This is a genomic window from Acinetobacter sp. A3 (genome assembly GCF_012371415.1).
In the GTDB taxonomy this organism is placed as follows: Bacteria; Pseudomonadota; Gammaproteobacteria; order Pseudomonadales; family Moraxellaceae; genus Acinetobacter.
This window is the reverse complement of record NZ_JAAZQW010000002.1, coordinates 100823-127187: the sequence shown is the minus strand read 5'-3', so window position 1 is coordinate 127187 and position 26365 is coordinate 100823. Positions and strand designations below refer to the sequence as shown.

The following is a 26365-nucleotide window of genomic DNA, read 5'->3' as shown; positions in this document are numbered from 1 at the left end:
GTCGTTAGCTCAGTCGGTAGAGCAGCGGACTTTTAATCCGTTGGTCCCGCGTTCGAATCGCGGACGACCCACCATTTTCTAAAAGGTTGATATCTTAAAAATGATCATCGTCATTTTTACTCCTCTGGGTCGTTAGCTCAGTCGGTAGAGCAGCGGACTTTTAATCCGTTGGTCCCGCGTTCGAATCGCGGACGACCCACCATTTATTCTCAAATACCTCTTCAAATATTCAATTCAAAAAAGACATTTTTTCTTTTCTAGCTTTCACACGCCCATAAAAAAACCACAAGCCCAAACAACTCATGGTTTATTCATCGACTCAAATAATACAGTCCGTTAAATCATCGTAAGCTTGCTGTTAACTTGATTTAATTAAGTGATAGCTCTGCGAAGGTAATGGATGGGTTTTGAAGTATTCACGATTATTTTCAGTCGCAATCGCAATTTTATTTCGATCCATGATTAAGTTATTTTCATGGTCAACATTGTAATAAAAATTCACCCCAGTGGAACGCGCCACCACAATCTGATGGTTTTGTTCATCATAAAACCAGAAGTCTTTGCGGTACTTCTTTTCAGTGTCGTAACTGATTTTTCCTGCATTCACAAAAATACGATGTGCTGTCCCATCGGGCAATAAAGTCAAAATATAATCTACCGTGCCCTGCTCACACATCACAAATTTATCTGTACAGCTAACTTGAATGGAATAGCGTCCCACATAGGTATGATGTGCTTCAGGAATTTTACGTGTCTCTTGTTGCTCACTCACTTGAATGGGCGCAGTTGCCTGCCCTGCCACCTCAGTCAACCGTTTAGTTTCGACAGGTTCTGAATAATTTTGCACAGCAGCTTGCTCAAGTTGTGATCCATCACATCCTAGTAATAGCATTCCGCTCAGTACAGAGACTACACACATATATGATTTAGCCAATGACACACATTCCCTTAAAAAATTGAAGCTTTTCGTCGTACTCAAATCATCTGTAGGCAACGTTGAATCTATGCTCAACTCATTCCTTGATGTTGAACTTTCATCTCAAACTACTGCCGACTTCTAATGAATATTTTAGGGGGATGCTGCTTTAATCAACACCTTAAGTTACATAACTTTACCAATTGCTTGCGACTAGATACTTTAAAAATTCAACAACAACACCATTTTTATATTAAGCATTCGTGATTCAAGCAAAACATCATTAGTAGATGTTGATTTTTACGAATGTGTTTTCTATTTCATTGATCTCTCAAGGAGAACTGAATGGCCAATGTTGGTTTATATCGCTCGAACCGCTCAAATATGATTGCTGGGGTCATGGGTGGTATTGCTGAACGTTTTGGTTGGAATGCAAACTTATTGCGTTTAATTTTTGTGATCGTGTCAGTGATGAGCGCTGCCTTTCCAGGCATTTTGGTGTATTTGGTATTGTGGTTGGTAATGCCAAAACAGAATCTGTCCAATATGCAAAATCCAACTCAAGGCTATTCAAGACCTGTGCGTACCGTTCATTCAGATCAAGACCGATAAACGGTCTTGAAATTTTACTGACTGACCGCATTTATATCATCAGATTGAAATACGTTTGAATTTCTTTTTCGCTACGATTGCTCCCCCAAGCATCGTAGCTTTTTTTTGCCTGTTGTTTTCACAACAATGTTTTCACAACAAAAATTTTTCTAGCTTGTAGCAAAGGCATGGGTTTGAGTATGAATCGAAACTACTTTTCTACAACTTGCTGATTCAATACTGCAATCATATCGGCACGGCTGATCATACCTACTAAACGCTGTTGCTCAACCACAGGAATATAATTAAAAGAACGCTCAACAAAATAAGGGACCAAATCCTGAATACTTTGTTGTGGTTGTACCGTAACGACCTGTCGTAACATAATATGTTTAACTTGATGCTGCCAGCGATAAGGCAAATCGGTCACATGTTTAAACCATTCCACCACTTCATACAATGCCAAAGTTCCGACCAAATGCTGTGCATCATCCACCACAGGCAGGCTCATTAAATTCATCTGTTTAAATTTTTCCAATGCGCTGTGAATATCTTCATCTTGATGCAAAGTCAGTACATCTTTACTCATAATATCGGCACAAGTCAGTGCTTGAGTTTGTCGCTCACTGGCTTTGGACTGCGCCTCTAAAATAATTTTTTGCAGATCATATTCACTAATATCCAAAAGCTGAGTTTGTTCATCTAAAACATCCTGAATATCTTGCGGCTGAATGGTGGCTTTTTGAGTCGGTGTCGGGTCTTGAGAACGTGTATTCAATTGTGGTTTTTGTGGGTACGGTTTACCAATCATGCGGTTAAATGCAATTGCAATGAGCATCAACAGTACAGAATTGAGTAAAACAGGATAAAAAACAAAATGATAACCCAATTCACGTACAGCCTCTCCGCCCAGTACTGCAGTGATTGCGACTGCCCCACTTGGTGGATGTAAAGAATCTGTGGTCATCATTAAAAAGATAGACAATGCCACAGCCACACTAAAAGCTTCGGTTAAATTGGGTAGATATAAAGCACAACTGACCCCTAACACCGCCGCAATACTGTTCCCTACCACAATATTCCACGGTTGCGCCAAAGGGCTGGCAGGCACAGCAAAAAGCAAGACTGAGGATGCCCCCATCGGTGCGATATACCATGCATTAATATCGCCCAATACCCACCAACTGATCAGTGAAGATAGTGCTAAACCCAGCAACGCCCCCAACCCACACAGCAACCTTTCTCTCAAAGGTAAAACTTTGAAATTTGGTTTAAGCGTATTTAGCCAGTCTAGTTGTGAATGAAACACGGGGACAATCCTGTGGCGAACATTTACCAAGATTATAAGACAATCACGTAATAAGATGTATTTGTTTTACATCTTTCGTTTATCAGTGAATTTGTAAAACCAACTCAGACCACATGCTTTTATGCTTTAACCTTTGCCAGCACCCCGCAAAATCCTTATAATTGAGCACAATTTTTCTCTAATTTTAAGTGGATGACCATGAGTCGCGCCATATCGCATATTGATACCTTTCAAGGCTTAATTCTTGCCTTACAAAACTACTGGGCGGAGCAAGGCTGCGTCGTTTTACAACCTTACGATATGGAAATGGGTGCAGGGACATTCCACACCGCAACCTTCCTACGTGCGTTAGGGCCTGAAACCTGGAATGCAGCATACGTGCAACCGTCACGTCGTCCTAAAGATGGTCGTTATGGTGAAAACCCGAACCGCTTGCAACACTACTATCAATTCCAAGTGGTGCTCAAACCAAACCCAGACAACATCCAACAGTTATATTTGGATTCTTTAAAAGCGATTGGGATTGACCCATTGGTGCATGACATCCGCTTTGTAGAAGATAACTGGGAATCTCCAACATTGGGTGCCTGGGGCTTGGGCTGGGAAGTTTGGTTAAACGGCATGGAAGTGACTCAGTTTACGTACTTCCAACAAGTCGGTGGTGTTGAATGCTACCCAGTAACGGGTGAAATCACTTACGGTCTTGAGCGTTTGGCAATGTACCTACAAGGTGTAGATTCGGTTTATGACTTGGTTTGGACCAAAGGCCAATTTGGTACAGTCACTTATGGCGATGTGTTCCATCAAAACGAAGTTGAACAATCGACCTATAACTTTGAATATGCGCCTGTTGATAAAATGTTTGAACTGTTTGACTTCTATGAAGTAGAAGCGAGCCGTTTAATTGCCGCAGAATTACCATTACCTGCGTATGAACAAGTGATTAAAGCATCTCACTGCTTTAACTTGCTCGATGCGCGTGGTGCAATTTCTGTGACTGAGCGTCAGCGTTATATTTTACGTGTACGCACCTTGGCACGTTCTATTGCTCAAAGTTATGTAGCCGCACGAGCAAAACTAGGTTTCCCAATGGCTGAACCGCATTTACGTGATGAAGTCTTGGCGCAGTTAAAAGCACAAGTTGAAGCGGAAGCTAAAGCGCAAAATACTGAGGAAAGCAAATAATGTCTAAACATACAGTTTTATTTGAACTCGGTTGCGAAGAACTCCCACCGAAAAGCTTAAAAACCTTACGCGATGCCTTACTAGCAGAAACTGAAAAAGGTTTAAAAGAAGCAGGCCTTGCGTTCGATTCGATCGAAGCTTATGCAGCGCCACGTCGCTTGGCACTTAAAATTGTCAATGTAGATGGTGCGCAAGCAGACACCCAAAAACGTTTTGACGGCCCTGCTGTGCAAGCTGCCTATGATGCCGAAGGCAAACCGACCAAAGCGCTTGAAGGCTTTATGCGTGGTCAAGGTATTACGGTTGATCAGGTCTCTACTTTCCAAGCGGGTAAAGTTGAAAAAGTCTGCTATTTAAAAGATGTGAAAGGTCAAAGCCTTGATGCGTTATTGCCACAAATTCTACAAACTGCGTTGGATAACCTACCAATTGCAAAACGCATGCGTTCTGCCGCAAGCCGTACTGAATTTGTGCGTCCTGTTAAATGGGTGGTGTTGCTTAAAGACAACACCGTGGTTGACGCCACGATTCAAGATCATCAGGCAGCGAATGTAACCTATGGTCACCGCTTCCATGCCCCTGAAGCAATCACACTACAACACGCCAATGACTATTTAGATGCGTTACGTGCTGCTAAAGTCATTGCTTCTTTTGAAGAACGTCAAGCGATTATCGACCAGCAAGTAAAAGCATTGGCAGATGAAGTCAATGCAATTGCGATTGTGCCTAGCGACCTACGTGATGAAGTGACTGCACTGGTAGAATGGCCTGTTGCACTACGTGCCAGCTTTGAAGAGCGTTTCCTCGCTGTACCACAAGAAGCTTTAATTACCACCATGCAGGACAACCAAAAGTATTTCTGTTTGGTCAATAGCGACAACAAATTACAGCCTTACTTTATTACGGTTTCAAATATTGAGTCGAAAGACCCGACTCAAATTATTGAAGGTAATGAAAAAGTGGTTCGTCCACGTTTGTCTGATGCTGAATTCTTCTTCTTGCAAGACCAAAAGCAACCGCTTGCATCACGCAAAGAAAAATTGGCCAACATGGTTTTCCAAGCGCAACTGGGCACACTTTGGAACAAGTCTGAGCGTATTGCCAAACTGGCTGTTGCTTTAGCGCCAATTACAGGTGCAAATCCGCAAGATGCTGAAAAAGCTGCTTTGCTTGCAAAATGTGACTTAACGTCTGAGCTTGTGGGTGAATTCCCAGAACTACAAGGGATTGCGGGAACTTATTACGCGCGTCTTGAAGGTGAAAATGACGAAGTTGCAGAAGCACTGGGTGAACAATATTTACCTAAATTCGCTGGCGATGTTCTTCCAAAAACCAAAACAGGCACAACCATTGCCCTTGCAGACCGTTTAGACACGCTCACAGGTATTTTTGGTATTGGTCAAGCACCTACAGGTTCTAAAGACCCATTTGCATTGCGTCGTTCTGCCATTGGTATTTTACGCCTTGTGACTGAAAACGGTTTAGATGTTTCAATTGAAGACTTAATCAAGCTAGCTTTGGCTGCTTATGGCGATGTATTGAAAGATCACGACAAGACTTTGGCAGATGCTGTTGCATTCCTTGAAGGTCGTTACCGTGCTAAATATGAAGACCAAGGCGTTGCGGTAGATGTGATTCAAGCTGTTCAAGCTTTATCACCAAAATCTCCACTTGATTTTGATAAGCGTGTGAATGCAGTCAATCACTTCCGCGCCTTGCCTGAAGCGGCTGCATTGGCGGCTGCAAACAAGCGTGTTGCCAATATTTTAGCAAAAGAAGCTGCGCCTGAAGGTGCTGTGGTTGAAGCAAACTTGGTGGAAGATGAAGAAAAAGCATTATTCGCTGAACTTGCAAAAATCACACCTGTGGTTGAGCCATTATTGGCGGCAAAAGATTACACCACTGCACTTTCTCAGTTGGCAGCATTGCGTGCGCCAGTAGATGCGTTCTTTGATAACGTGATGGTCATGGCTGATGATGCTGAATTGAAAGCCAACCGTTTACGTTTACTGGCACAGTTACGTGGCTTATTTACACGTGTTGCAGATGTAAGTGTGTTGCAGCACTAAAGTCTTAATTGCTTGTAAAATAAAAGAAACCCCGCTATTTTGATAGTGGGGTTTCTTTTAGAGGGAATAATGAGCAAACTTTCTCAACCACAACGTGTATTTGAGCTATTAAAACGGTCACCATTACAAAAATTTAAAGCACGCGAGATTGCTGAAGGCATTGTGGCTTTATTTCCTGAAGATTATGTAGAAAAACGACAAAACCCGCGCTTCCAAACCAATGAAGATATGATTCGTCAGGTTTTTACTGAAATTGGCGCGATCAAAGATAGTATTCTGAAACTATCACCTTATATTCATGTCCAAGATAAACCAAGACCTCGTGTGTATTGGTTCGACCCAAATAATCGCTCCGAGCGTTCAGAGTCTTTTACCAATCAAGAAGTGACTGTAATAGAAAATATTGAATATACAGAAGCAAACCTACCTGTGATCAAAGCAGATCATTTATCCGAGCATGATTTATATCCAATTTTAATTGAGTTTTTAAAATTAGAGCTTGGCTTATATTGCCTTAGAATTGATGAAAAACGCTCTAAAAACTCACGCAGTCAAAACGGCAACCAATGGTTACACCCCGATATTGTTGCTATGCAACCTTTAGATAGACATTGGCATGAATTGGTGAAAACCTGTGTAATACATGGCTCAGGTCAAAATGTGCGTTTATGGTCATTTGAAGTAAAAAAAGAGCTCAACGGTTCTAATATTCGCAGTAGCTTTTTCCAAGCAGTCAGTAATTCCAGTTGGGCAAATGAAGGCTACCTTGTGGCTACATCTATTTCAACAAGTGAAGTTGAGGAAGAACTACGCATGCTTTCTGCCTTGCATGGCATAGGTGTGATTTTACTAAACCCAGAAAATCCAACAGAAAGCGAAATACTATTACCCGCTCGACGACGTTCTGAAGTCGATTGGCAATCAATTAATAGAATATTGACTGAAAATTTGGATTTTAAGAATTTTATAGAATTAGTGTCGATTTACTATCAGACTGGACGTATCCGTTCACAAGATTGGAATCATTAATCGGTAGGCATTTTACTCTAGATTCCCTATACTCAACCTAACAACACTCAACAAGAAAACAAGCTTATGAAACTTAAAACACTCATTTTATCGGGTTTAACTTGCCTTTCTCTTAGTGCGTGTACTTCTGCACCTGTTATTCCGCAGCTTACTGCAGGTGTATTACAAGAAGTTCAAAATATCGAAGTTTACCCAGACACCGTAAACAACAGCGCAAAACTCACTAAATTTATTGATAAATGCGTTATTGAATTTACAGGTACACTCAAGGCAGGTCGCTCAATCGAACAATGGGCATTTAAAGGCAACACCTTAATTTCAGCAGGTTCTGCAACTTTTGCCCAAGACGGTACCAGCACTGCACAGCACTTTGACTTGCACGATGCTACAGTACAAAAAAACTTCATTACCTTGCGCAGTCACTTTCATAAAGATGCACTTGCACAATGCAACTAATTTAAAACGAACCTGAATGTATCCTGATGTAGCAAGATTGTGTGACTTTTAACACAAACCCGCCATCTTCAGATATTTCAAATTATGATAATCATGCAGTGCAGTCCAATACTGCCCTGCTTTAAAACTCTCCAGAGTAACAAGACCCACAAATTATTGTGGGTCTTTCTATTTATGTTCTGCTTATGATCAGCATAAATTGTGCTTAGAAACACCACATGATTCAAACACATGCTTAATCGTCACCCGAAAGACAATTAAACTTTGCGAGAAGCAAACAGTATTTGTCATGTATTCTTTATACAATCCTCAACAACATCACCACATAGCGCATGAAGGTTGTAATTTTAAGATGGGTACTGCCAAGAATCATCATCTACATTCAAGCTTTCAGTAGCCACCACCCTGCGTATTTAAAGAGGCCAACACATGAATAAAATCAGTTTCGGTATTGCCATTGGATTATTGCTCAGCAGTGCTGCTGTATGTGCGCAAAACAGTTCTGAACCTACACAAGACAATCAAAGCCACAAACCAATTCGCCCTTATGCAGACAATCCAAATTTATTACACGTCTGGGCTTATAAAACTCAGGAAGGTGTGATTCAAGCTGCACAAAAAGTGGGTGAAGTCACAGAAAAAGGCATTGAGAAAATTCGCCCATCGGCACATCAGGCTTTAGACAATGCCAAAACTTTGGGCAGTCAGGGTGCAGCGCAAGCCAAGCAAACAGGGCAGCAACTGGCGGGTCAGGTCAATAATAAAATTCAGGAAACCAAAGAAGTGATTACAGGGCAAAGTGATCAAGCCGTGCCGATCTATCAAGCGCCATTAAGTACACCATCACAAAATGTAACGCCTGCGCCAACCACTACAACGCCACAGACACAGGAAGCACAGACTCAGGCTGCCCCAAGTGACGAATCTGAAGAAGAAATTAAAGTGATTAAACTATAAAAATATTGGATTGATGATTTGCTTTAAAATTATAAAAAAGCCTGCAATTATTCTGCAGGCTTATTCATGTGAAAACGAATAGAGTTTTGTATTTGTCGGAACACATATAGGCTAAGCCCAAGTAATACCAACACAGCTAAAGCAAAGAATAAATAGGCTTTAGGCTCTGGCGCATCGACAAAAGCCGTTGCAGATACAATTAAACTGAACAATAAAACAAGCACAGCAGGCATTAACAACTTGGTCATACACACTACCCTTGGAATGATCAATAAAACAAGGTTTCAAGACCATCTTAGCCCAATGGCAAAACAATACAAGTGTCTAAAATTTAAACCATAGAAATTAAGGCTTTAAAACTTTGCAGACTACTGTTCAAGTTCTAGAGTAAATTTGGCAGTATCTGGTAAATCTTCTACAAAGTCGTTGCCGCCAAACTCATCGCTGCTCAGGTTTAAATCCTTATAACTCAAGACAAAATAGTCGCTATATTTTTTCAGTATTAAGGGATGCATGCCTGCCGCAAGCGCATCTTGCTCTTTGCATAATTTCATGACATGACGATCATTCATACTAATTAAGTAGCGCTCATCGTTTAGATAAATTTGTACCAAGCCACTGCCTTTGGCATAAATCGGAATCAAAAATTTATGGTTTAAGGCAATTGCATTTGCTGCATAGCTCTCAATTTTTTGGCTGATGATGTTAAACACCAAACCATGACCAAAATGATCGAGCAATACATTCCGATTTTCATACGGTAACTGGATTTGCAGACCCAATTTGTTTAGGTCGTGCTGATCGACCTGTTTATTGCTCAATAAAGAACGAATCAGGTTTTGTTTCAGCTTGGCATCAAAGAAATTACTGTCTAGCTGTAAATTGTTGTATTTTAAAATACGACCTAAAGACCAACGGTGATTCGGTAAGACATTTTCAATCACTTTACGGTAGTAAAACTTACTGTTCTTTTTCACCTTGCGAATTTTTTGGTAAAAAAACGGCGCATCAAAAGGATGGGTCAAAAAGTCATTTAATAATTCTGAGTTAGCCAAAATCGCAATCGCATCATGCCCTGTAAATGGCAAATGCAAGGTATGTAAATGCGGAATTAATGGCTGTATTTTTAAATAATGCCCACGATCTTCTGGATAGTATTGGTCATAAACCACAATATATTCACGCTGTGCCGATACATCCTGCGCTTGAATACGCATATTGGCATTCACATCGGCATGGTAAAACATATTGTAGCGTGCGTCGTGAATATCTTCAGGGTCAATCGAGTACTGCGGCACCAAAGCCACAATGCGGTTTAAATCCAGTAAATTAGAATACTTAATTGCCGCATAGCCTCCCATAGAGCCGCCATAGCCGACACGGACTTTAAACGGGGCAATGAGCTCTTGAATGGCTGCCAACATGGCACGCATAGATGCTTCAGGAAACCATGATTTTTCCTTTGGCATCACCCCAATCACATTAAAATGAAACTTTTCCAGTGATTTTTCGGCGTTAATAGACGTTCCTTTGGCACGAGTGATTAAATCGCCAAAAGAAAAAATCAGCTCCTGAGATGAGCCTTTCATGAAAATAGCGCGGATATGTCCGTCTTCAAAAATTATGTGTTTGTCCATTCCCACACCGGCGCCAAGGCGCTGAATTAAACCGTTACTTTAAACTTGAATACACGTTACGCAAGTTCAAAAGTGAATATGTTATTTTATAGATGCACAGCAGATTAAAAATCGCAAAATATGACACAATCTCTACATCCTGCCGCACAACAAGGCTTTGGTTCTGGTGCAAGCCTATACCAACAAGTTCGCCCCAGTTACCCGCAAGAAGTCGATACTTTCCTGCAAGATCAGCTCAAAGTTCTACCCAATAGCCATATTGTAGACTTGGGTTCTGGCACAGGAAAGTTCCTGCCGCATTTGCTCAAACTAACAACGCAGCTTACAGCAGTTGAACCCATTGCTAGCATGTTAACTGAATTACGCCAACTTTACCCACAAGTTGCAACCGTTCAGGCACGAAGTGAACAATTGCCCTTGCCTGCCCAATGTGCTGATTTAGTCAGCTGCGCACAATCTTTTCATTGGTTTGCCAATCTACAAAGTTTAAAGGAAATTCATCGTATCTTAAAACCTCAAGCTCACTTGTTACTCATCTGGAATCAGCGTGATATTTCAGTGAATTGGGTCAATGCCCTCGCAGAAATGATTCTCCCTTTTGAGGGCGATACACCACGCTTTCACAATCAAGACTGGCGTCAGGTCTTTGCAGATACAGATTTATTCCAACTTTGCCACGAACAGCAATTTCACCACAGGCATGTTGGCACAGTCGAGCAAGTGGTTTCCAAGCGTCTACTCTCGACCAGTTTTATCGCTGCAATGCCTGCCGCTCAGCAACAACAACTCAAAACACAATTTGAACAATTGATACTGGAATACACCGGACTACATGCGCAAGATACAATTGAATTTCCTTATTGTACCCATGTGTTTATCTATCAAAAAATTGGGTAAAAACCAAGCCATAAAAATCAACCGAAAATGGAGCACATTTCAATGCAGATTACTTTCAAACACGTCCTTGCTCCCATACTGATCGGTCTGGCTTTTGGCCTAACTGCCTGCGAACAAAAAAATGTTGAGCATGCCGACCAACTCAGCCCTGAAGATCAAATCATGCAAAATCAGGTCGAACAGGCTGCGATTCAGCCCTTTGAAATGACCACAGATGACCCGCATGACATTCAATTGCTGAGCGATTATGAACAGCGCCATGAACAAATGAGTGAAGATATGTTAGATGAATTGGAACGCTTGCATGAAGCCAAGCAACTTGATGCGGCCTTTGCACAAAGCCGCTTGCATGACAATATGCAATCTGCCTTAGCCATGCTGAAAGACTTAGATTTAAAAACCCCTCAAGGGCGCTATATTCAAGGTTTGATGAGCAATTATTGGGAACAACAAGCAGCTTATCTAAGTAGCCAAACGTCTACAGCAGCTTATCCAATCCGTGCAGAACAGCGCCAGCAAGGTTTGCAAGATTTATTGCAAGCACAGCAACAACTCGAACATTGGCGTGAGCAATATCCTCAGCTTGATGAATAATGCATTTTAGGGATGCTGCTGTAAATACTGATGTACCCCTTCAGCAGCAGCACGGCCAGTGGCAAAACAGGCTGTCAGCAAATAACCACCTGTCGGAGCATCCCAATCCAGCATTTCACCACAAAGGAAAACTTGAGGATTAGAATTTAACTGTAATTGTGGCGACAATACCTCACGCTTCACCCCACCCGCACAGCTAATTGCTTCTTCAATCGGCCGAAAGCCTGTTAAAGGCACTTTTAGTTTTTTAATCTGCTGCGCCAATCGTTGCGGTTGTTGCCAAAGTGTTTTATCCACCAGTTCACGTACAATCGCAGCCTTTGCGGCATCCAGCCCCGCCTTACGCCATAGATTGCTTAACGACTGTTTTTTAGAAGGTTGTAACTTTTGACTGAGTTGCTCAATGCTTAAATCGGGTAATAAATCTAGATATAACTGCATTGGTTGCTGTGCTTGCTGTAACTGTCGCAGCGCACGCCCCTGCTTATAAATTAGGCCACTTTCCAAACCATAATGGCTGATCACAATATCGCCCATGCTCGGCTCAGTACCTTCCACCCATGCCTGCACACGTTTTAAAGGCTGCCCCAATACAGGCTGCATATAGTTTGACCAATGACATTCCACCCCAGCATTGCTGGCCTGAAAAGGCTGAATTTCATTGGCAGACAACCAACGCTGCCATGCACCATCGCTACCCAGTTTTGACCAAGATACCGCACCGCATGCCATTACAATTGCAGCAAACTGCTGCTGCTCAGTCTGTGCCGTAGTTAAATTTAAAATACTGAGTTGATTGTGTTTTAAATCACACACCTGATGTCGATAATGAAATTGCACACTTGCATCGGCTAAACGCTTTAACCAAGCACGCAGTAAAGGGGCTGCTTTCATTTCTTGTGGAAAAATCCGCCCCGATGAACCTACATAGGATTGAATACCTAAACCCTGCATCCAGTTTTGAATCCACGTGGCATCCCATTGTTGAATCCATGGCGCCAACCATTCAGCCTGATCATAACGCTGAATAAATTGTGCAACTGGTTCGGCATGTGAAATATTTAGACCCGTTTTGCCTGCCATCAAAAACTTACGTGCTGCCGAAGGTTTTTGCTCATAGACATGCACCTCATAGGCATACTGGCTCAGTACTTCAGCAGCCATTAAGCCTGCAGGGCCTGCACCAATAATTGCAATGCGCTGTTTCATGCCTGTTTACTCAGCAACTAAGCTTGAATCTGCGGAAGATTTTGTTTCAACTGTTTCAGCAGGCATTAAAACTGGCTGCTGCCCCTGTAAAGGCTGAAAGTCATCAAAACGAGTTTGATAACCTGCTGGCTTAGTGATACGCAATTCCTGACAACGCTCGCCACGGGCTAAATATTTAATTTCAAAATGGGTGCGTGCCGAATCCGCAGGTACATCTTGCTGAATAAACGGCAGTTTCCACACCTCAATCAACTGCTGCTGTGCTTCTGCGATATATTCAGGAATATTACTGACCAAAGTAATACTGCCGCCTGTTTGTAGGCGTGACAGTAAAAACTCAAAAAACGGCATATTCAACCAACGCTGCGTCGCATTATGCGGTTCTGGGTTCGGATAAAGAATAAAGAACTGCGCTACTTGTGCAGGGAATAAAGCATGCACAATCCATGGAATCGCATCGGCATGAACAATCTGTAAATTCTGCTGACCTTCAAGCTGATGCTGTTTTTGCATCGCCAAAAATTTTTCACGGGTGCGCTCAATTGCAATCAACTTGTGCTCAGGATGCTGCCCGCTAAATAATAAGGCGTGTTTGCCTTTTCCTGCCCCAATTTCTACACAAACCGATTCATTGGCAATGGCTTGAAAATCACGAGGGGCATGCATACGCTGTGCTTGAAATTGACGAATTGGCATAATCAGATCAAACTTACAAAATTCGGCACAAGTCTACCAAGTCAGGTGCTATTTGCCTAATCCAATCCTGCATTTTTCATTTGGAGTTGATCATGCCACGCTCTTTTCCTTGCCCACGTTGTGGCAAACCTTCGCAATGGGAAAATAATCCATTTCGTCCTTTTTGTTCCGAACGTTGCAAGCTCATTGATTTAGGTGCATGGGCAAATGATGAATACAGACTGCCAACGCAGGATGCGCCTCAAGCAGAAAATTCTGAAGAATAAGCAATAAATTACCACGCCAAATATTGCCTAAAACTACACGCAGTTTCATGGAATTTTTCACATTTTTAGAAAAATTGCTCAAAACTTAGTTGTTCTATAATTGCTTTTAGCAGAAATAGCACAGGTTATACTTTGCACTGTTCGTGACTCCGTCACTGCACATAACAATAAAGAAAGCAAAAAATAACCTAGGAACATCTCACCTTGGAAATCATGTTAAAAGGAATTGTAATGCTGTGTATTTTACTCTCTACCAGCAGTTTAGGCTTTGGACTATATGCGCATGATTTACTCATGCTGTGCATAGGCATCTTACTGACAATTTTTACAATGCTGTTTGCAATTGAAAGCAAACAAATGCTGAATAATCCCTTTCGCAAATAAAAAAGTCAGCGACTGCTGACTTTTTCTTAAAGTATAAATACACACTGCTTCTAACCTGCTTGCCCTGCTACAAATGGGTTATGCTGTTTTTCAAAACCAATGGTGCTGATTGGCCCATGACCTGAAATAAACTGGGTGTCATCAGGCAAACTGAAACACTCACGCTGAATTGAATCTAATAATTGTTGATGATTACCGCGCGGAAAATCTGTACGACCTATTGACCCTTTAAATAGCACATCACCCGTCCACAAAATGCCATATTTGGCGTTATAGAACATCACATGACCTGGAGTATGTCCTGGGGCATAGCGTACTTCAAAACTTTCTTCACCAAGTTGTAGTACTTCACCACCGTCTAACCATTGGCTCACAGTGACTTGTTCAGGGATAGGAAAACCATAACGCGCAGACACTTCTTGCAACTGATCTAACCAAAATGCATCTTCTTTCTGTGGACCAATCACAGGAACATTCCAGTGATGTTGCAAAGCACCCACTGCACCAGCATGGTCTAAATGTCCATGCGTTAGCCATAAGGCTTTTACGGTTAAACCCAAAGCTTCTACTTCGGCTTTTAATTTTTCAGATTCACCACCCGCATCAATCAAAACTGCTTCTTTGGTTTCAGCATCCCAAACAATTGAGCAGTTTTGTTGAAATGCAGTTACAGGAACAATTTTGACTTGCAACATAGGTCTAGACCTCAAAATTTAATGGGCGAGCTGAAGCTTTAAAGCCTCAAGATTAGCCTGAAGTAAATGATTGAGCAAATCCAAATGATCGGCACGGGTATTTAAGGCAGGAATATAGGCATATTGCTGTCCGCCTGCCTGCAAAAAAAGCTCAGAGTTTTGTATCGCTAATTCTTCTAGGGTTTCCAAACAATCTGCAGAAAAAGCAGGGCTCATAATCTGCACAGACTTCACGCCCTGCTGCCCCCACTCTTCTAACAAGACATCCGTATAGGGCTTAACCCATTCTTGCTTACCAAAACGTGACTGGAAACTGATTGCCCATTGCTGTTCATTTAAATTCAATGCATTGGCAACCAATTGCGCAGTGATACGGCAACGCTCGGCATAAGGGTCGCCCTTATCTGCATAGGGTTGTGGAATGCCATGAAATGACATCAATAATTTTTCAGCCACACCATGTTCGGCCTGAAAGTCACGTACACTTTGCGCCAAAGCATGAATATATAAAGGATGCTGATAATAATCACGAATGATCGACAGCCCAGGTAAATTACGTTGCTTCAGAATCCAGTGGGCAACGGCATCGTACAAAGGCGCAGTGGATGTAGCTGAATACTGTGGGAACAGCGGAAATAAAATCACATGATCAGGTGGGTTTTGACTCAAACCTGCCAATGCTTGCTGAATCCCAGGATTGCCATAGGTCATCACAGGCACAATATCTAATTCAATATCTGAATACTGTGGTATCAACTGTTGCTTTAAAGCCGCAACTTGTTGCAGCAAAATTTCCCGCATGGGTGAATCTTGCTGCCATACCATGGCATACGCATGCGCAACACGTTTGGGGCGAAACGGCAAAATGAATAAACCTAAAATAATTTGCCAAATCGGTTTAGGGATTTCAATCACGCGCTGATCAGACAAAAACTGCTTTAAAAAACGGCGTACTGCACTTGCAGTAGGTTCATCAGGCGTACCTAAATTGGCTAAAAGAACGGTTACTTTGGGTTTTGCTGTAGGCAACATTCAGCCCTCTTGTCTACTGATCGAACCCCGCTACTTTAACAGTTTTTTGAGCACTGATTGATAGATTAATACGGTATCTTTGCTTGGACCTGATCTAGCAAATTACTCTCTAACAACTTTTGCGCTTTCAGGGTGGTTTGCCAGAGCATCCGTTGTCGGTCATCGCGGCCTGCTTGCACAATCCAGTCATTCTGACGCATTTGCATTTTAATATTGTGCAAAGCCCGAATATTAATTTGCGAACGAGCAACCGCATGCGCACGTGGCATGATCCGACGTGCATCATCCAGCCCCGTTTCATTTAAATATTCATTCATGCGTTTAGAAAAATATTCTTCAGGTGTCGGGTGAATAAAAGTGCTGCCAAGCACAGCAAGCAACTGCGCCCAAGTTAGACTTTTTTCAATCTTTAATTCTTTAAAATTACCATCCTGATAGGCATGCATACGATATTCAAACCGATAAGGCTCATGCATAGACACTTTGGGTAAGTTTAAAAATGGGTCTTCTTCACGCTTACCAATTTCAGTTTCTAATTGTCTTAATTTATTCTTTAAACGCTCAATTTCATCATGCAAGGCTTGCGTATTTTGTGGACGCACCCAACCTGTGGTCGGATAACGCTCCAACATTTGCGACATGTTAAAACGAACAGCCAACTCTAAATCACGCATGGTTCGGTAGCTAAAGACCTGATCAACCTCTTGCTGTAGCAATTTGCGAAATTCTTTAAATTTTTCACGCAGTTCAGGCTTTTCATCATGTAACGATGGATCTCTTGAATCTGGATCTTCATGCATAAAAACCACAATCGGTTTTTGTTTGGTCACGGCATAGATATATTCTAAATGCATGTAACCCACGCCCGATACCGATTGCTCACCATATTGGCTGCCCAGTAATATCACCACATAATCGCAATCATCAATTTGACGACGTGCAAAAGCGGTACTGAGTGGGGTGCGTTGCTCTAATCCCCACGAAAAAAAACCCATTCCCACCAATGTTTGAGCCAAGATCACCCGTTCTGGCTGCATATCTGCCCCAGACGTCGAGATAAAGACCTGATAGCGCTTATCGAGCATTGGTTTCCCCTCTCCTATTGCCATTACAAGTCGGTCACCGTCTACTTGTAATGCCTTTCCCCAATCATAAAAAAATTATCTTAAAGTCAGTCCACAGTACTCACATTTGCGATACTCCAAGAAATATTGCCTGGAATAAGATGCTGCAACACGGGCTTTAATTGTTCTGCATTGTTCCCGCTGACATAACACGCAATTTGTAAAGTATCTGCCAAACTTTGTTCAAATAATAACTCATTTTTAATTAAAATGCGGGAAGTTTGACGCGCAACGGCAATTCCTGAGTCAATTAATGTCAGTTTCTGACCAAAAATGGACTCAATCGCAGGTTTTAGGAAAGGATAATGGGTACAACCGAGCACCAAATAGTCCGCGCCCTGATCGACCACAGGTTGCAAACTCTGCTGTAAGGAACTTAAACATGCCTCACTCATTTGCGCCCCTTGCTCAACAAAAGGCACTAAATCTAGATTGGTGACATTCAAGACTTGCACTTGAGCAGGAATCGCAAAACGCTGCATCACATCTTTAATAAGTTGTCCGCGAAAAGTCGCAGGCGTTGCCAAAACTGCCACAGTCTTTGATTGGCTGTGTAATACGGCAGGCTTTAAAGCAGGTACCAAACCAATAATGGGAAAATCTTCGCCGTAATGATCGCGCAGATAATCTAGACTAAAAGCAGAAGCAGTATTACACGCCACGACCGCAACTTTACAACCTTGTCGATATAACCATTCGATTGCAGCTGCAGTGAGTTCTCGAATATTTTGATCATCACGTGGGCCATACGGCACATGTGCAGTATCGGCATAATAAAGGATGCGCTCATTGGGCAAATATTCTGCAATTTCAATGGCAACTGACAAGCCTCCTATGCCCGAATCAAAAATACCAATTGGCGCACTGGCTTGTGCTTTTGGCATGGCTTGATTTAAGGGAGAAACAGGATGAATGGCTGTCATAGCAAGCGGTCAGCAATACAAAATGGGATGAATAAAGCTTAAACCTCAGCTGCTTAAATGCAAGTGCAAATCACCACTTTTCAACGATAAAATCGTTTCGCCCTGCGCATTTTCACTCAGCTCGCCCAATTCCACCAAATGTAAAAAAGCCGCACGCTGAATCAGGGCATTAATACCAAAACGCACATGCACATAAGGACGCAGCTCACCTGCATATTCACGCATGAAAATAGGATGCTCAGCATCCACAATGACAATGTCCTGATGGGTTGTGGTGAGCTGAATGTAGTCTTGCTGTGCAATCTGAACAATATCGACCTGATTAATAAATAAAGGTTCGTCTTCGACCTGAATTTCAATTTGTTCCACAGGTGTTTTTAAATAAAACTTGTCCTGCTCTTTCCACAGCACGCTAGAAAACAAATCTATTAGTGCCTGACGCTTGATCAATTGACCTTCGTGCCACCATTCTCCGTTGGCCTTTACCACTAAATCCATTGCACCACAATGCTTTGGATGCCATTGTGCCAAAGGTGGGATTGATCTTTTGTGACCTGACTGTCCAGTTTTTATATATTGTGCAATGTCCATTAAGTTTTTATTATCAGCCATAGCTACATTTTCTGTCGGTTTGATTGAATTATCGTCATGCTTCATGCTGCGGTACCTTACTGACGGAAAAATAATACGATTCAGCCAATTGGCTAAGACTCGGTTTAAAACTATACTAGCTCACAATACTTGCCCATACTGTAAAAGACATAATTAAATTTGTCTCTGGGAACTAGAAATACTCATGGCAGCACCGTTGGTTTCTGCGGTTGCCACCTTCAATTATATGAGGAGTCCTACATGGAACACATCGAACGTGAATCGATGGAGTTTGACGTTGTAATCGTAGGCGCAGGCCCTGCGGGTCTTTCTGCCGCGATCAAAATTCGTCAACTTGCAATTGAAAACAATTTAAATGATCTGTCCGTTTGTGTGGTCGAAAAAGGCTCTGAAGTTGGTGCTCATATCCTTTCAGGGGCAGTGCTTGAACCTCGTGCCATCAATGAGTTATTCCCAAACTGGAAAGAAGAAGGCGCACCTTTAAATGTGCCTGTGACTGAAGATAAAACTTTCTTCTTAATGTCTCCTGAAAAAGCGCAAGAAGCACCGCATTGGATGGTGCCAAAAACCATGCATAACGATGGCAATTACGTGATCTCTTTAGGGAACGTTGTGCGCTGGTTAGGCCAAAAAGCGGAAGAGCTTGAAGTTTCTATTTTCCCAGGCTTTGCGGCATCTGAAATTCTGTATCATGCTGATGGTACGGTAAAAGGTATTCAAACTGGTGACATGGGCATTGGTAAAGATGGCGAGCCAACGCATAACTTTACTCCAGGTTATGAGTTGCATGCCAAATACACTATTTTTGCTGAAGGCTGCCGTGGTCACTTAGGTAAGCGTTTAATCCAGCAATTCAATTTAGATAAAGATGCTGACCCACAACACTACGGGATTGGTATTAAAGAGTTATGGGAAATTGACCCTGCCAAGCACAAGCCAGGCTTAGTTATGCACGGCGCAGGCTGGCCATTAAGCGAAACGGGTTCTTCTGGTGGTTGGTGGTTATACCACGCAGAAAACAACCAAGTGACTTTGGGTATGATTGTGGACTTGTCTTATACCAACCCACACATGTATCCATTTATGGAAATGCAACGCTGGAAAACTCACCCACTGATCAAGCAATATTTGGAAGGTGGTAAACGTATTTCTTATGGCGCACGTGCAGTGACCAAAGGTGGCTTTAACTCATTGCCTAAATTCACTTTCCCAGGTGGTTCTTTAATTGGTGATGATGCGGGCTTCTTAAACTTTGCCAAAATCAAAGGCTCTCACACGGCCATGAAATCTGGCATGCTTTGCGGTGAAGCGGTATTTGAAGCGATTGCTGCGGGTGTCGCAAAAGGCGGTGATTTAGCAATTGCCCGTGTCACTGAAGGCGAAGATTTCTTTGTTAAAGAATTGACTGCTTACACAGAAAAATTCAACAACAGCTGGCTCAAAGAAGAGTTATACAACGCACGTAACTTTGGCCCTGCAATGCATAAATTTGGTCAGTGGTTCGGCGGTGCGTTTAACTTCATCGATCAGAACGTATTTAAAGTGCCATTTACCCTGCATGATTTAGTGCCTGACTTTAGTGCACTAAAAACTGTAGATGCAGTGAGCTTTAAACCGAATTATCCAAAACCAGATGGCAAATTGACCTTTGACCGTTTATCTTCGGTGTTTGTATCCAATACTGTGCATGAAGAAAACCAACCTGCACATTTGAAATTAACCAATGCAGACATTCCTGTAAACGTGAACTTACCAAAATGGGATGAGCCAGCTCAACGCTACTGCCCTGCAGGTGTTTATGAAATCATGGAAAATGATGATGGTTCAAAACGCTTCCAGATTAACGCAGCGAACTGTGTGCACTGTAAGACTTGTGACATTAAAGACCCATCACAGAACATCACTTGGGTAACACCTGAAGGTGGCGGTGGTCCAAACTATCCAAATATGTAATTACGAATCGCAATTCAAAAACTCAAAAGCAGTGCCTTGGCACTGCTTTTTTATGCTCAATAGAGTCTATTCCTTATCATCTAAATAGGGTCTATTGATCACGCAGACTTAGCTGTTAAAGTTAAGCTGCATAAAAACAGCCCCAACATGTATCTGCGGAGCTGTTTTCATTAAAATTCAAGCCTCTCATCCATGCTTGAAACTGTTATTAGAATTGAGTGGTCACCGCCAACTGTACCCGATGACTGTCGCTGTGTGAGCGCCCACTATATTCATAATTCAAATTGATAAAGCTATGTTGCCCCGAATCAATTTTTGACCCCAGAGCAGCATGATATTGGCCTTTATCGGCATGCCAAGCATCAAACTTCAATTGCTCCGTTGTGCCTACATAATGTGTATCTAAATAAGCTTTTTCCTGAATGGGCTGGCTATAGTACAAACTACCTTGCAACTGCCAAGCGGGATTAAACTAATAATTGGCCTGTACACCCGCACCTAAATTCCAGCGCTGCATCACCAAGTCATCTAAACTATTGACTACGTCATGCTTGGTCTGATCTGCATGCGCATAATGCTGAAACGATGCATCTAAATACGGTTGAATCTGCATTTTTTGGTTGAGTGGATAGCTATAATCTAAACGCAAACCTGCAGCATACATTTGTCCATCAAACTCAACTTTTTGTGCTTGTGCATGACTGCGCTGTGCATCCACATTCACATGCATACCTTTTAACCATGCCGCAACACTTAAATCAGACCCAAATTGCTGCGCAGCCCCCAAAGTCAGGGCATAACCTTTACTTTCGGTACGATTTTGCGTTCCCATGTTCAGACGATCTGCTAAATCCATTTGACTTAAATCTGCTTGAGCCGCCAAAGTTACGCCTGCCAGTTTTGTTGCAATACCTGCGCCTTGGTGATGGGTACGGCGCTCACTATTTAAGCCCGCATAATCCATATCATAACTTTGGTAATCGCCCGAAAACCAAACCTGCTTCGGCTGCATAGTTGCCAAACGCTGTGCAAACTGACGTTCTTGCTGACTGCTTTCCTCTGCCACATTTAAAATTGTGTTGGCATAAAAACTCGGATCAAATTGGTGAAATAACTGATTCAGCGCCTGCGTAGAGACAGTGCTTTCAGCATTGTTGTAGCGTACGGTCTGTGCAAAATTATTGAATAATCGATTGGCAAATACTTTTTCGGCATCTTCCAATGTAGTAAGTTGCTGTTTTTGGTCTAGGCCAGCAAGTACAGCATCTAAGTTACGGGCAACTTGTTCACGACCTTCAAGCTCTGGAGCAAGTGCTGCAACGGTTTCTGCCGATTTACGTTTTGCCGTAATCACCACATCCGTTTTTAAACTATCTGTTGCTCGTAGCACTTCACCCGCTGTATTCAGTTCAGGACGATAACTGACTTGGGTCAGTTCAAATAATGGATTGGTAGAACGATACGTATCGAACTCACGTTGTATCCCTTGCTGTGCACGAAGCACCGTAGTTTGTGAACCTTGTGCAGTAATCAGCGGTTGATCCAGCGGTACTTCATCAAACAGATTTAGCGTGCCTGCCAAATTTGCAGTGCCCGTGACGGTCAGTAAATTTCCAAAACGTGCTTTAAAACCAGCGTTTTGCTGCTGGTCTGCAGCAATTTGCATTGAATAATTGCCTGTAATGGTCAAATTGCCTTCATTATTCAGCCAGCCACCAGTTTGCTGTACATCTGCAATACGGCCATAGCCGGTTAGCTCACCTGCATGCAACTGAAATTTTGATGGTCCATTATAGCCATTAATTTCCAGCACGCCACCGCGCACAATCGAATCGCCCAAATACTGGTTATTGCCTGTAAACACCAACTTGTCTTCACCCGATTTGGTAAAGCCTTTATCCCCAAATATTCTGCAATCGAACTCAATAAACTGATCGCATTATAGGCTAATTTTTCCATATATTAAAAAATAATTTAAATTATTTTGTTAAAAATCAATAATTAAAATACAATTCAAGTTCACATTTTACAAATGGTTTTTTATACCTTACACATAACGTCGCATAATTTTGCACCAGCACACAGCAAGCTAAAAAAATGCATAAAAGTTAAAAAGCATCCCCAAAAATGTGCGATGCCTAACGCAAGAAATGGATACTTTCAGCATTTTTCAGTTTGAGCTGTGATGCGGGTTCAATATTTGAATCATTAAAAAAATAAAGATGTCTTGGACGTTCAAAAACACAAAAGGCATATTTCAATTTGCACAAATAACAAATGAAATATGCCTGTATTGATCACATTATTTTTATAGTTATCGTTATTTCATGATGGGCGGTTTCAGTGCGAATACTTTTTCATTAACCTTTTTTCACTAAATAGTGAAACTCTTTATTGCCCTGCTCATCTAGGCGCTCTTCTTGCAATAACAACTCATGCCCTAAATGCATACAAAATTTTGGAATATCCCAAGACGTAGAGTTGTCTGTTGCAAAAACCTCAACTACATCACCCGATTTAGACTTGCGAATGGCTTGATGCAACATCATCACAGGTTCAGGGCAACGCAAACCACGCGTATTTAATTGAATGCTAGGTGTGACAGGAAGTTCAGACATGCACAGACTCGGTATTTAAAACATCGCGCTAGTTTAGCATAAAGCTCACTCTTATTTGATGTGTTGCCGCTGCATCCCGCAGCACTTGCACATGACGTCTTTGCCCTGCTTTTCTACCAAGATTAGCAATAGACAACTGTGTTTTCTAAGGTATGATTAAGCTAAGTTTTTTAGATATAAAGAGTCTTTAGGAAAGATCATGCACGAGGAATCAGGCCCATCGTGGGGTATGCGTGGCTTAAGAAAATGGTTAGGCACCGCGCCAGAAACCCGCGATGAATTGCTAAAATTAGTACAAGATTCACGTCGTTTTTTAGAACCCGATACGGTGGCAATGCTCGAAGGTGTTCTGGATTTACCTGCCACCAAAATTCGTGAAGTGATGACCCCACGTACCGCAATGATTAGCTTGCAGGAAGATGACGAGTTACTTGACATTCTGCACGTTCTGGTCGAATCGGCACATTCACGTTTTCCTGTGTTTTCATCTGACCAACCAGACAATGTGGTGGGAATTTTATTGGCAAAAGATTTATTGCCATTACTGACCGAACAAAGAACTAAAGTCGATATTCGTGCCCTCATGCGTCAGCCATTGTTTGTGCCTGAAAGTGCACGTTCAGACCAAGTATTGCGCATGCTTAAAAACACTCAAACCCATATTGCGGTTGTGATTGATGAATACGGCACCACTTCAGGTTTGGTCACGCTAGAAGACATTTTGGAAGAGATTGTCGGTGAAATTGAAGATGAACACGACAATATAGACGAAGAAGCAGAATACATTATTCCAGATAATGACCCGAAAACTGCAAACACTTGGCTGGTACAAGCACTTACACCAATCGAACATTTTAACAATGTTTTAGATGCAGATTTTTCTGACGATGAAGTAGAAACTGTGGGTGGTTTATTGCTTCAAGAAATTGGTTTAGTGAGTGACTTGCAAGGACAAGTGATTGTGATTGGCAATTGGGAGTTCACCATTCTTGAAGCAGATGCCCGCACTATTCATCTGATTCGAGCCGTACGTCAATGAGGTCTTTTTTTTCCAAGCTGTCCAATGCTTCAGAACATCAACAACTGCCTCTGATTTATCCACTCATCATTGCGCTGTTAGCAGGTGCCGTATTTAGTCTGGCACTTGCCCCTTATCATTACTGGTGGATTGCCCTGCTGTCACCAGCTTTACTGTATGCCAGCTTAAGCAAACGCAACCCTAAACAGGCTTTCTTTATCGGTTGGTCTTACGGGATCGGGCTTTGGTTTGTTGGTGCTTTCTGGCTCTATACATCTATTCATGTCTACGGCGATACCAACGCTTTTTTAAGCGTGGTGATGATTGCGATTATGGCCTTGCTCATGGGGCTGTTTACTGCCGTGCAGACGTGGTTGTATCGGCGGTTTTTCCCTGAAACACCTCTGACCTTCGCTCCACTGTGGGTATTTTTTGAATGGGCGAAAACTTGGGTATTTACAGGTTTTCCATGGCTATTTGCAGGCTATGCCTTCACCGAACGCTTTTTAGATAGCTATGCACCGCTGTTTGGTATTTTCGGGGTGTCTTTTGTGGTCATTCTACTGGCCTGTGCACTGGTAGAAATCCTGAAAAAACGAATCTTCTGGCTTATTCCATCTGCAATTTTACTCTTGGGCGCATGGGGGGCAGCGCAACTCAGTTTTGTGACTGAAAAAGCAGAAAAGCCGCTGTCGGTTTCTCTGATTCAGGGCAACATTCCACAAGACTTAAAGTGGCTCACAGAATACCAAATCAAGACACTGGAAATTTATACTCGCCTGACCCGGACCGAATGGGGACGAGACATTATTGTCTGGCCGGAGTCTTCAATTCCAATGTTCCAGACCGATATTGAACCGTTTTTAGATGCCATGAAAACACAGGCAGAGAAAACAGGCAGTTCATGGGTCACGGGTATTCCGTACTGGGACTTGCCAGAATCACAAGTTCAGCAACATCCAATGTATTACAACAGTATTATGGCAACAGGTGATACCGCAGAAGGCTTGTATAAAAAACAACGTTTGGTGCCTTTTGGTGAATACATTCCACTTTCAGGCTTACTGAGCTGGGTTTTACCTGCTATGCAAAATGACCCATCGATGAGTGGTTTTTCACGGGGTGCATCAGATCAAAAACCGCTTTCCATTAAGCAGCATGATTTGGGTGCAGCCATTTGTTATGAAGTAGCCTATCCGAACCTGACCCGCAGAAATGCCAGCCAAAGTGACTTTTTGGTAACCGTATCTAATGATGCGTGGTTTACTGGTACCGCAGGGCCGCTGCAACACTTACAAATGGTGCAAATGCGTGCCAAAGAAAATGGACGCTGGTTTATTCGTGCCACCAATACAGGGGTGACTGCATTTATTGATCATCATGGTCGTATTGTAAAACAAGCACCAATGGATCAAGAGTTTGTGCTACGCGGTGAGTTGCCTGCCATGCAAGGTGAAACACTGTATAGTCGACTCAGCGATTGGCCTGTGCTGATTTTCTCTTTGCTGTTATTAATTCTGGGCTGGATTTATCGTCCACGTCAGGTAGATGTCTCGTTTAAATCACGGCGCTAATGATGCAGCTCAGGCAAAATAACTTAAAAAACCGAGCTATGCTCGGTTTTTTATTTCATCATATCGATAACAACGGCTATAGATGTTGAATCTATTTGCTTTATAAATGCAGCGTATACCACATTCAATAAACATTAAGGCTGATAATAAATATCGGCATCGGTGCCTTCACCACCTTGCTGACCATCTGCACCAAATGAATACAAATCAAACGTACGTCCTTCCGCACCTGGAATCACATATTGAATGTCATTATCCCAACTGTCTTTCGGATAGCCCCCTTTCACATAACCGCCAGGCAACCAGTTTTTAGCCGATGCAGGCTGATTCACCAAAGCATCTAAACCGCCATCTTGCATAGATGGATATTTACCATTGTCGAGTTTATATTGATCCAGCGCCCCTGCTACTCCTTTTAAAGTAATGGCAGTGGTATCCACTTTGGCTTTTTCACCACGTCCCATCACATTCGGTACGATTAAGGCAGCCAACACCCCTAAAATGACAATCACCACCATCACTTCAATCAGGGTAAAACCAGATTGCTTATTGAGTTGATTCCGTTTCATTCAATTTCTCTCATGTATTTATATCAATTCGACATTTATTTTAAGTTCTGTT

27 protein-coding genes and 1 tRNA gene are annotated in these 26365 nt (G+C 42.3%); 13 read left to right on the top strand and 15 right to left on the bottom strand.

Features of this window, described 5'->3' with window-relative positions:
- Positions 1-126 precede the first annotated feature (126 nt).
- Positions 127-202, top strand: a tRNA-Lys gene (locus HHA42_RS01765).
- Positions 203-358: 156 nt separating this feature from the next.
- On the opposite strand, the gene HHA42_RS01760 is transcribed toward HHA42_RS01765, so the two are convergent.
- Positions 359-892 (bottom strand): hypothetical protein, encoded by a 534-nt coding sequence (locus HHA42_RS01760; RefSeq protein WP_168525243.1) that lies wholly within the window; start codon positions 890-892, stop codon positions 359-361.
- A 369-nt stretch (positions 893-1261) separates the two neighbouring features.
- On the opposite strand from HHA42_RS01760, the gene HHA42_RS01755 reads away from it, so the two are divergent.
- Entirely contained in the window at positions 1262-1528 is a 267-nt protein-coding gene (locus HHA42_RS01755; RefSeq protein ID WP_168460367.1) for a PspC domain-containing protein, read from the top strand.
- A 190-nt stretch (positions 1529-1718) separates the two neighbouring features.
- Here the strand turns inward: HHA42_RS01755 and HHA42_RS01750 are convergent, their stop codons facing one another.
- Complete coding sequence (locus HHA42_RS01750; RefSeq protein WP_168525241.1) at positions 1719-2816, bottom strand: HPP family protein; 1098 nt, start codon at positions 2814-2816, stop codon at positions 1719-1721.
- A gap of 198 nt (positions 2817-3014) precedes the next feature.
- On the opposite strand from HHA42_RS01750, the gene glyQ reads away from it, so the two are divergent.
- The 5 genes from glyQ to HHA42_RS01725 all read left to right on the top strand — a co-directional run bounded on the left by glyQ (position 3015) and on the right by HHA42_RS01725 (position 8512).
- On the top strand, positions 3015-4001 hold the full coding sequence (gene glyQ / locus HHA42_RS01745; protein WP_019836027.1) for a glycine--tRNA ligase subunit alpha: 987 nt from the start codon (positions 3015-3017) through the stop codon (positions 3999-4001).
- Positions 4001-6070, top strand: a complete 2070-nt coding sequence (glyS, locus tag HHA42_RS01740; RefSeq protein WP_168525239.1) for a glycine--tRNA ligase subunit beta — start codon at positions 4001-4003, stop codon at positions 6068-6070. The genes glyQ and glyS overlap by 1 nt, the downstream gene beginning before the upstream one ends.
- Positions 6071-6139: 69 nt before the next feature.
- Entirely contained in the window at positions 6140-7099 is a 960-nt protein-coding gene (locus tag HHA42_RS01735; RefSeq protein WP_168525237.1) for an HrgA protein, read from the top strand.
- A gap of 66 nt (positions 7100-7165) precedes the next feature.
- Complete coding sequence (locus tag HHA42_RS01730) at positions 7166-7555, top strand: hypothetical protein (RefSeq protein ID WP_104852995.1); 390 nt, start codon at positions 7166-7168, stop codon at positions 7553-7555.
- 429 nt (positions 7556-7984) lie between these two features.
- The gene (locus tag HHA42_RS01725) at positions 7985-8512 is read left to right on the top strand and encodes a hypothetical protein (RefSeq protein WP_168525235.1); all 528 of its coding nucleotides are present in this window, start codon (positions 7985-7987) and stop codon (positions 8510-8512) included.
- Between the two features lie 47 nt (positions 8513-8559).
- Here the strand turns inward: HHA42_RS01725 and HHA42_RS01720 are convergent, their stop codons facing one another.
- Together HHA42_RS01720 and HHA42_RS01715 are read right to left on the bottom strand one after the other, a co-directional pair.
- The gene (locus HHA42_RS01720; RefSeq protein WP_168460379.1) at positions 8560-8760 is read right to left on the bottom strand and encodes a hypothetical protein; all 201 of its coding nucleotides are present in this window, start codon (positions 8758-8760) and stop codon (positions 8560-8562) included.
- Positions 8761-8880: 120 nt separating this feature from the next.
- Positions 8881-10149: a hypothetical protein gene (locus tag HHA42_RS01715; RefSeq protein ID WP_168460381.1), complete on the bottom strand. Its 1269-nt coding sequence runs from the start codon at positions 10147-10149 to the stop codon at positions 8881-8883.
- 120 nt (positions 10150-10269) lie between these two features.
- Here HHA42_RS01715 and HHA42_RS01710 point away from each other — a divergent pair, with 120 nt between their 5' ends.
- A complete protein-coding gene (locus HHA42_RS01710; protein WP_168525233.1) occupies positions 10270-11046 on the top strand; it encodes a class I SAM-dependent methyltransferase in 777 nt (258 codons plus the stop codon).
- Between the two features lie 42 nt (positions 11047-11088).
- On the top strand, positions 11089-11640 hold the full coding sequence (locus tag HHA42_RS01705) for a hypothetical protein (RefSeq protein ID WP_168525231.1): 552 nt from the start codon (positions 11089-11091) through the stop codon (positions 11638-11640).
- A 6-nt stretch (positions 11641-11646) separates the two neighbouring features.
- Here HHA42_RS01705 and HHA42_RS01700 read toward each other — a convergent pair whose 3' ends face one another.
- Together HHA42_RS01700 and HHA42_RS01695 are read right to left on the bottom strand one after the other, a co-directional pair.
- On the bottom strand, positions 11647-12849 hold the full coding sequence (locus tag HHA42_RS01700; RefSeq protein ID WP_168525229.1) for a TIGR03862 family flavoprotein: 1203 nt from the start codon (positions 12847-12849) through the stop codon (positions 11647-11649).
- Positions 12850-12855: 6 nt separating this feature from the next.
- Positions 12856-13551, bottom strand: a complete 696-nt coding sequence (locus HHA42_RS01695) for a tRNA (guanine-N(7)-)-methyltransferase (RefSeq protein WP_228284139.1) — start codon at positions 13549-13551, stop codon at positions 12856-12858.
- 86 nt (positions 13552-13637) lie between these two features.
- Between HHA42_RS01695 and HHA42_RS01690 the strand changes: the two genes are divergently transcribed.
- Positions 13638-13811: a DNA gyrase inhibitor YacG gene (locus HHA42_RS01690; protein WP_104852987.1), complete on the top strand. Its 174-nt coding sequence runs from the start codon at positions 13638-13640 to the stop codon at positions 13809-13811.
- A gap of 434 nt (positions 13812-14245) precedes the next feature.
- On the opposite strand, the gene HHA42_RS01685 is transcribed toward HHA42_RS01690, so the two are convergent.
- The 5 genes from HHA42_RS01685 to HHA42_RS01665 form a co-directional block, all read right to left on the bottom strand.
- Complete coding sequence (locus HHA42_RS01685) at positions 14246-14890, bottom strand: MBL fold metallo-hydrolase (protein WP_168525227.1); 645 nt, start codon at positions 14888-14890, stop codon at positions 14246-14248.
- 18 nt (positions 14891-14908) lie between these two features.
- Positions 14909-15922, bottom strand: a complete 1014-nt coding sequence (hemH, locus tag HHA42_RS01680) for a ferrochelatase (protein ID WP_168525225.1) — start codon at positions 15920-15922, stop codon at positions 14909-14911.
- A gap of 65 nt (positions 15923-15987) precedes the next feature.
- Positions 15988-17007: a DUF4062 domain-containing protein gene (locus tag HHA42_RS01675; RefSeq protein WP_168525223.1), complete on the bottom strand. Its 1020-nt coding sequence runs from the start codon at positions 17005-17007 to the stop codon at positions 15988-15990.
- Positions 17008-17093: 86 nt separating this feature from the next.
- Positions 17094-17969: a glutamate racemase gene (gene murI, locus HHA42_RS01670; RefSeq protein ID WP_168525221.1), complete on the bottom strand. Its 876-nt coding sequence runs from the start codon at positions 17967-17969 to the stop codon at positions 17094-17096.
- A 45-nt stretch (positions 17970-18014) separates the two neighbouring features.
- Entirely contained in the window at positions 18015-18626 is a 612-nt protein-coding gene (locus HHA42_RS01665; RefSeq protein WP_168460395.1) for a DUF1285 domain-containing protein, read from the bottom strand.
- 195 nt (positions 18627-18821) lie between these two features.
- Between HHA42_RS01665 and HHA42_RS01660 the strand changes: the two genes are divergently transcribed.
- The gene (locus HHA42_RS01660) at positions 18822-20534 is read left to right on the top strand and encodes an electron transfer flavoprotein-ubiquinone oxidoreductase (protein WP_168417550.1); all 1713 of its coding nucleotides are present in this window, start codon (positions 18822-18824) and stop codon (positions 20532-20534) included.
- 208 nt (positions 20535-20742) lie between these two features.
- On the opposite strand, the gene HHA42_RS01655 is transcribed toward HHA42_RS01660, so the two are convergent.
- From HHA42_RS01655 to tusA, 3 genes are all read right to left on the bottom strand, one after another.
- Positions 20743-20976, bottom strand: a complete 234-nt coding sequence (locus tag HHA42_RS01655) for a hypothetical protein (protein WP_168525219.1) — start codon at positions 20974-20976, stop codon at positions 20743-20745.
- Between the two features lie 30 nt (positions 20977-21006).
- Positions 21007-22443: an autotransporter domain-containing protein gene (locus tag HHA42_RS13615; protein WP_354667082.1), complete on the bottom strand. Its 1437-nt coding sequence runs from the start codon at positions 22441-22443 to the stop codon at positions 21007-21009.
- 451 nt (positions 22444-22894) lie between these two features.
- Positions 22895-23152 carry a sulfurtransferase TusA gene (gene tusA / locus HHA42_RS01645; RefSeq protein WP_004975955.1) on the bottom strand — a complete coding sequence of 86 codons (258 nt, stop codon included), beginning with the start codon at positions 23150-23152 and terminating at the stop codon, positions 22895-22897.
- Positions 23153-23351: 199 nt separating this feature from the next.
- On the opposite strand from tusA, the gene HHA42_RS01640 reads away from it, so the two are divergent.
- On the top strand, positions 23352-24191 hold the full coding sequence (locus HHA42_RS01640; RefSeq protein WP_104852977.1) for a CBS domain-containing protein: 840 nt from the start codon (positions 23352-23354) through the stop codon (positions 24189-24191).
- Positions 24188-25744: an apolipoprotein N-acyltransferase gene (gene lnt, locus HHA42_RS01635; RefSeq protein ID WP_168525215.1), complete on the top strand. Its 1557-nt coding sequence runs from the start codon at positions 24188-24190 to the stop codon at positions 25742-25744. Before HHA42_RS01640 ends, lnt begins: the two co-directional genes overlap by 4 nt.
- A gap of 134 nt (positions 25745-25878) precedes the next feature.
- Here the strand turns inward: lnt and gspG are convergent, their stop codons facing one another.
- Entirely contained in the window at positions 25879-26313 is a 435-nt protein-coding gene (gspG, locus tag HHA42_RS01630) for a type II secretion system major pseudopilin GspG (RefSeq protein WP_104852975.1), read from the bottom strand.
- Positions 26314-26365: the final 52 nt, after the last annotated feature.

Coding starts and splice junctions, on each gene's coding strand:
- hemH (WP_168525225.1), bottom strand. CDS start 15,922: ATGTTGCCTACAGCAAAACCCAAAGTAACCGTTCTTTTAGCCAATTTA.
- tusA (WP_004975955.1), bottom strand. CDS start 23,152: ATGTCTGAACTTCCTGTCACACCTAGCATTCAATTAAATACGCGTGGT.
- murI (WP_168525221.1), bottom strand. CDS start 17,969: ATGACAGCCATTCATCCTGTTTCTCCCTTAAATCAAGCCATGCCAAAA.
- HHA42_RS01685 (WP_168525227.1), bottom strand. CDS start 14,890: ATGTTGCAAGTCAAAATTGTTCCTGTAACTGCATTTCAACAAAACTGC.
- HHA42_RS01760 (WP_168525243.1), bottom strand. CDS start 892: ATGCTATTACTAGGATGTGATGGATCACAACTTGAGCAAGCTGCTGTG.
- HHA42_RS01700 (WP_168525229.1), bottom strand. CDS start 12,849: ATGAAACAGCGCATTGCAATTATTGGTGCAGGCCCTGCAGGCTTAATG.
- HHA42_RS01720 (WP_168460379.1), bottom strand. CDS start 8,760: ATGACCAAGTTGTTAATGCCTGCTGTGCTTGTTTTATTGTTCAGTTTA.
- HHA42_RS01735 (WP_168525237.1), top strand. CDS start 6,140: ATGAGCAAACTTTCTCAACCACAACGTGTATTTGAGCTATTAAAACGG.
- HHA42_RS01715 (WP_168460381.1), bottom strand. CDS start 10,149: ATGGACAAACACATAATTTTTGAAGACGGACATATCCGCGCTATTTTC.
- lnt (WP_168525215.1), top strand. CDS start 24,188: ATGAGGTCTTTTTTTTCCAAGCTGTCCAATGCTTCAGAACATCAACAA.
- glyQ (WP_019836027.1), top strand. CDS start 3,015: ATGAGTCGCGCCATATCGCATATTGATACCTTTCAAGGCTTAATTCTT.
- HHA42_RS01725 (WP_168525235.1), top strand. CDS start 7,985: ATGAATAAAATCAGTTTCGGTATTGCCATTGGATTATTGCTCAGCAGT.
- HHA42_RS01690 (WP_104852987.1), top strand. CDS start 13,638: ATGCCACGCTCTTTTCCTTGCCCACGTTGTGGCAAACCTTCGCAATGG.
- HHA42_RS01675 (WP_168525223.1), bottom strand. CDS start 17,007: ATGCTCGATAAGCGCTATCAGGTCTTTATCTCGACGTCTGGGGCAGAT.
- HHA42_RS01705 (WP_168525231.1), top strand. CDS start 11,089: ATGCAGATTACTTTCAAACACGTCCTTGCTCCCATACTGATCGGTCTG.
- glyS (WP_168525239.1), top strand. CDS start 4,001: ATGTCTAAACATACAGTTTTATTTGAACTCGGTTGCGAAGAACTCCCA.
- HHA42_RS01710 (WP_168525233.1), top strand. CDS start 10,270: ATGACACAATCTCTACATCCTGCCGCACAACAAGGCTTTGGTTCTGGT.
- HHA42_RS01755 (WP_168460367.1), top strand. CDS start 1,262: ATGGCCAATGTTGGTTTATATCGCTCGAACCGCTCAAATATGATTGCT.
- HHA42_RS01640 (WP_104852977.1), top strand. CDS start 23,352: ATGCACGAGGAATCAGGCCCATCGTGGGGTATGCGTGGCTTAAGAAAA.
- gspG (WP_104852975.1), bottom strand. CDS start 26,313: ATGAAACGGAATCAACTCAATAAGCAATCTGGTTTTACCCTGATTGAA.
- HHA42_RS01730 (WP_104852995.1), top strand. CDS start 7,166: ATGAAACTTAAAACACTCATTTTATCGGGTTTAACTTGCCTTTCTCTT.
- HHA42_RS01665 (WP_168460395.1), bottom strand. CDS start 18,626: ATGAAGCATGACGATAATTCAATCAAACCGACAGAAAATGTAGCTATG.
- HHA42_RS01660 (WP_168417550.1), top strand. CDS start 18,822: ATGGAACACATCGAACGTGAATCGATGGAGTTTGACGTTGTAATCGTA.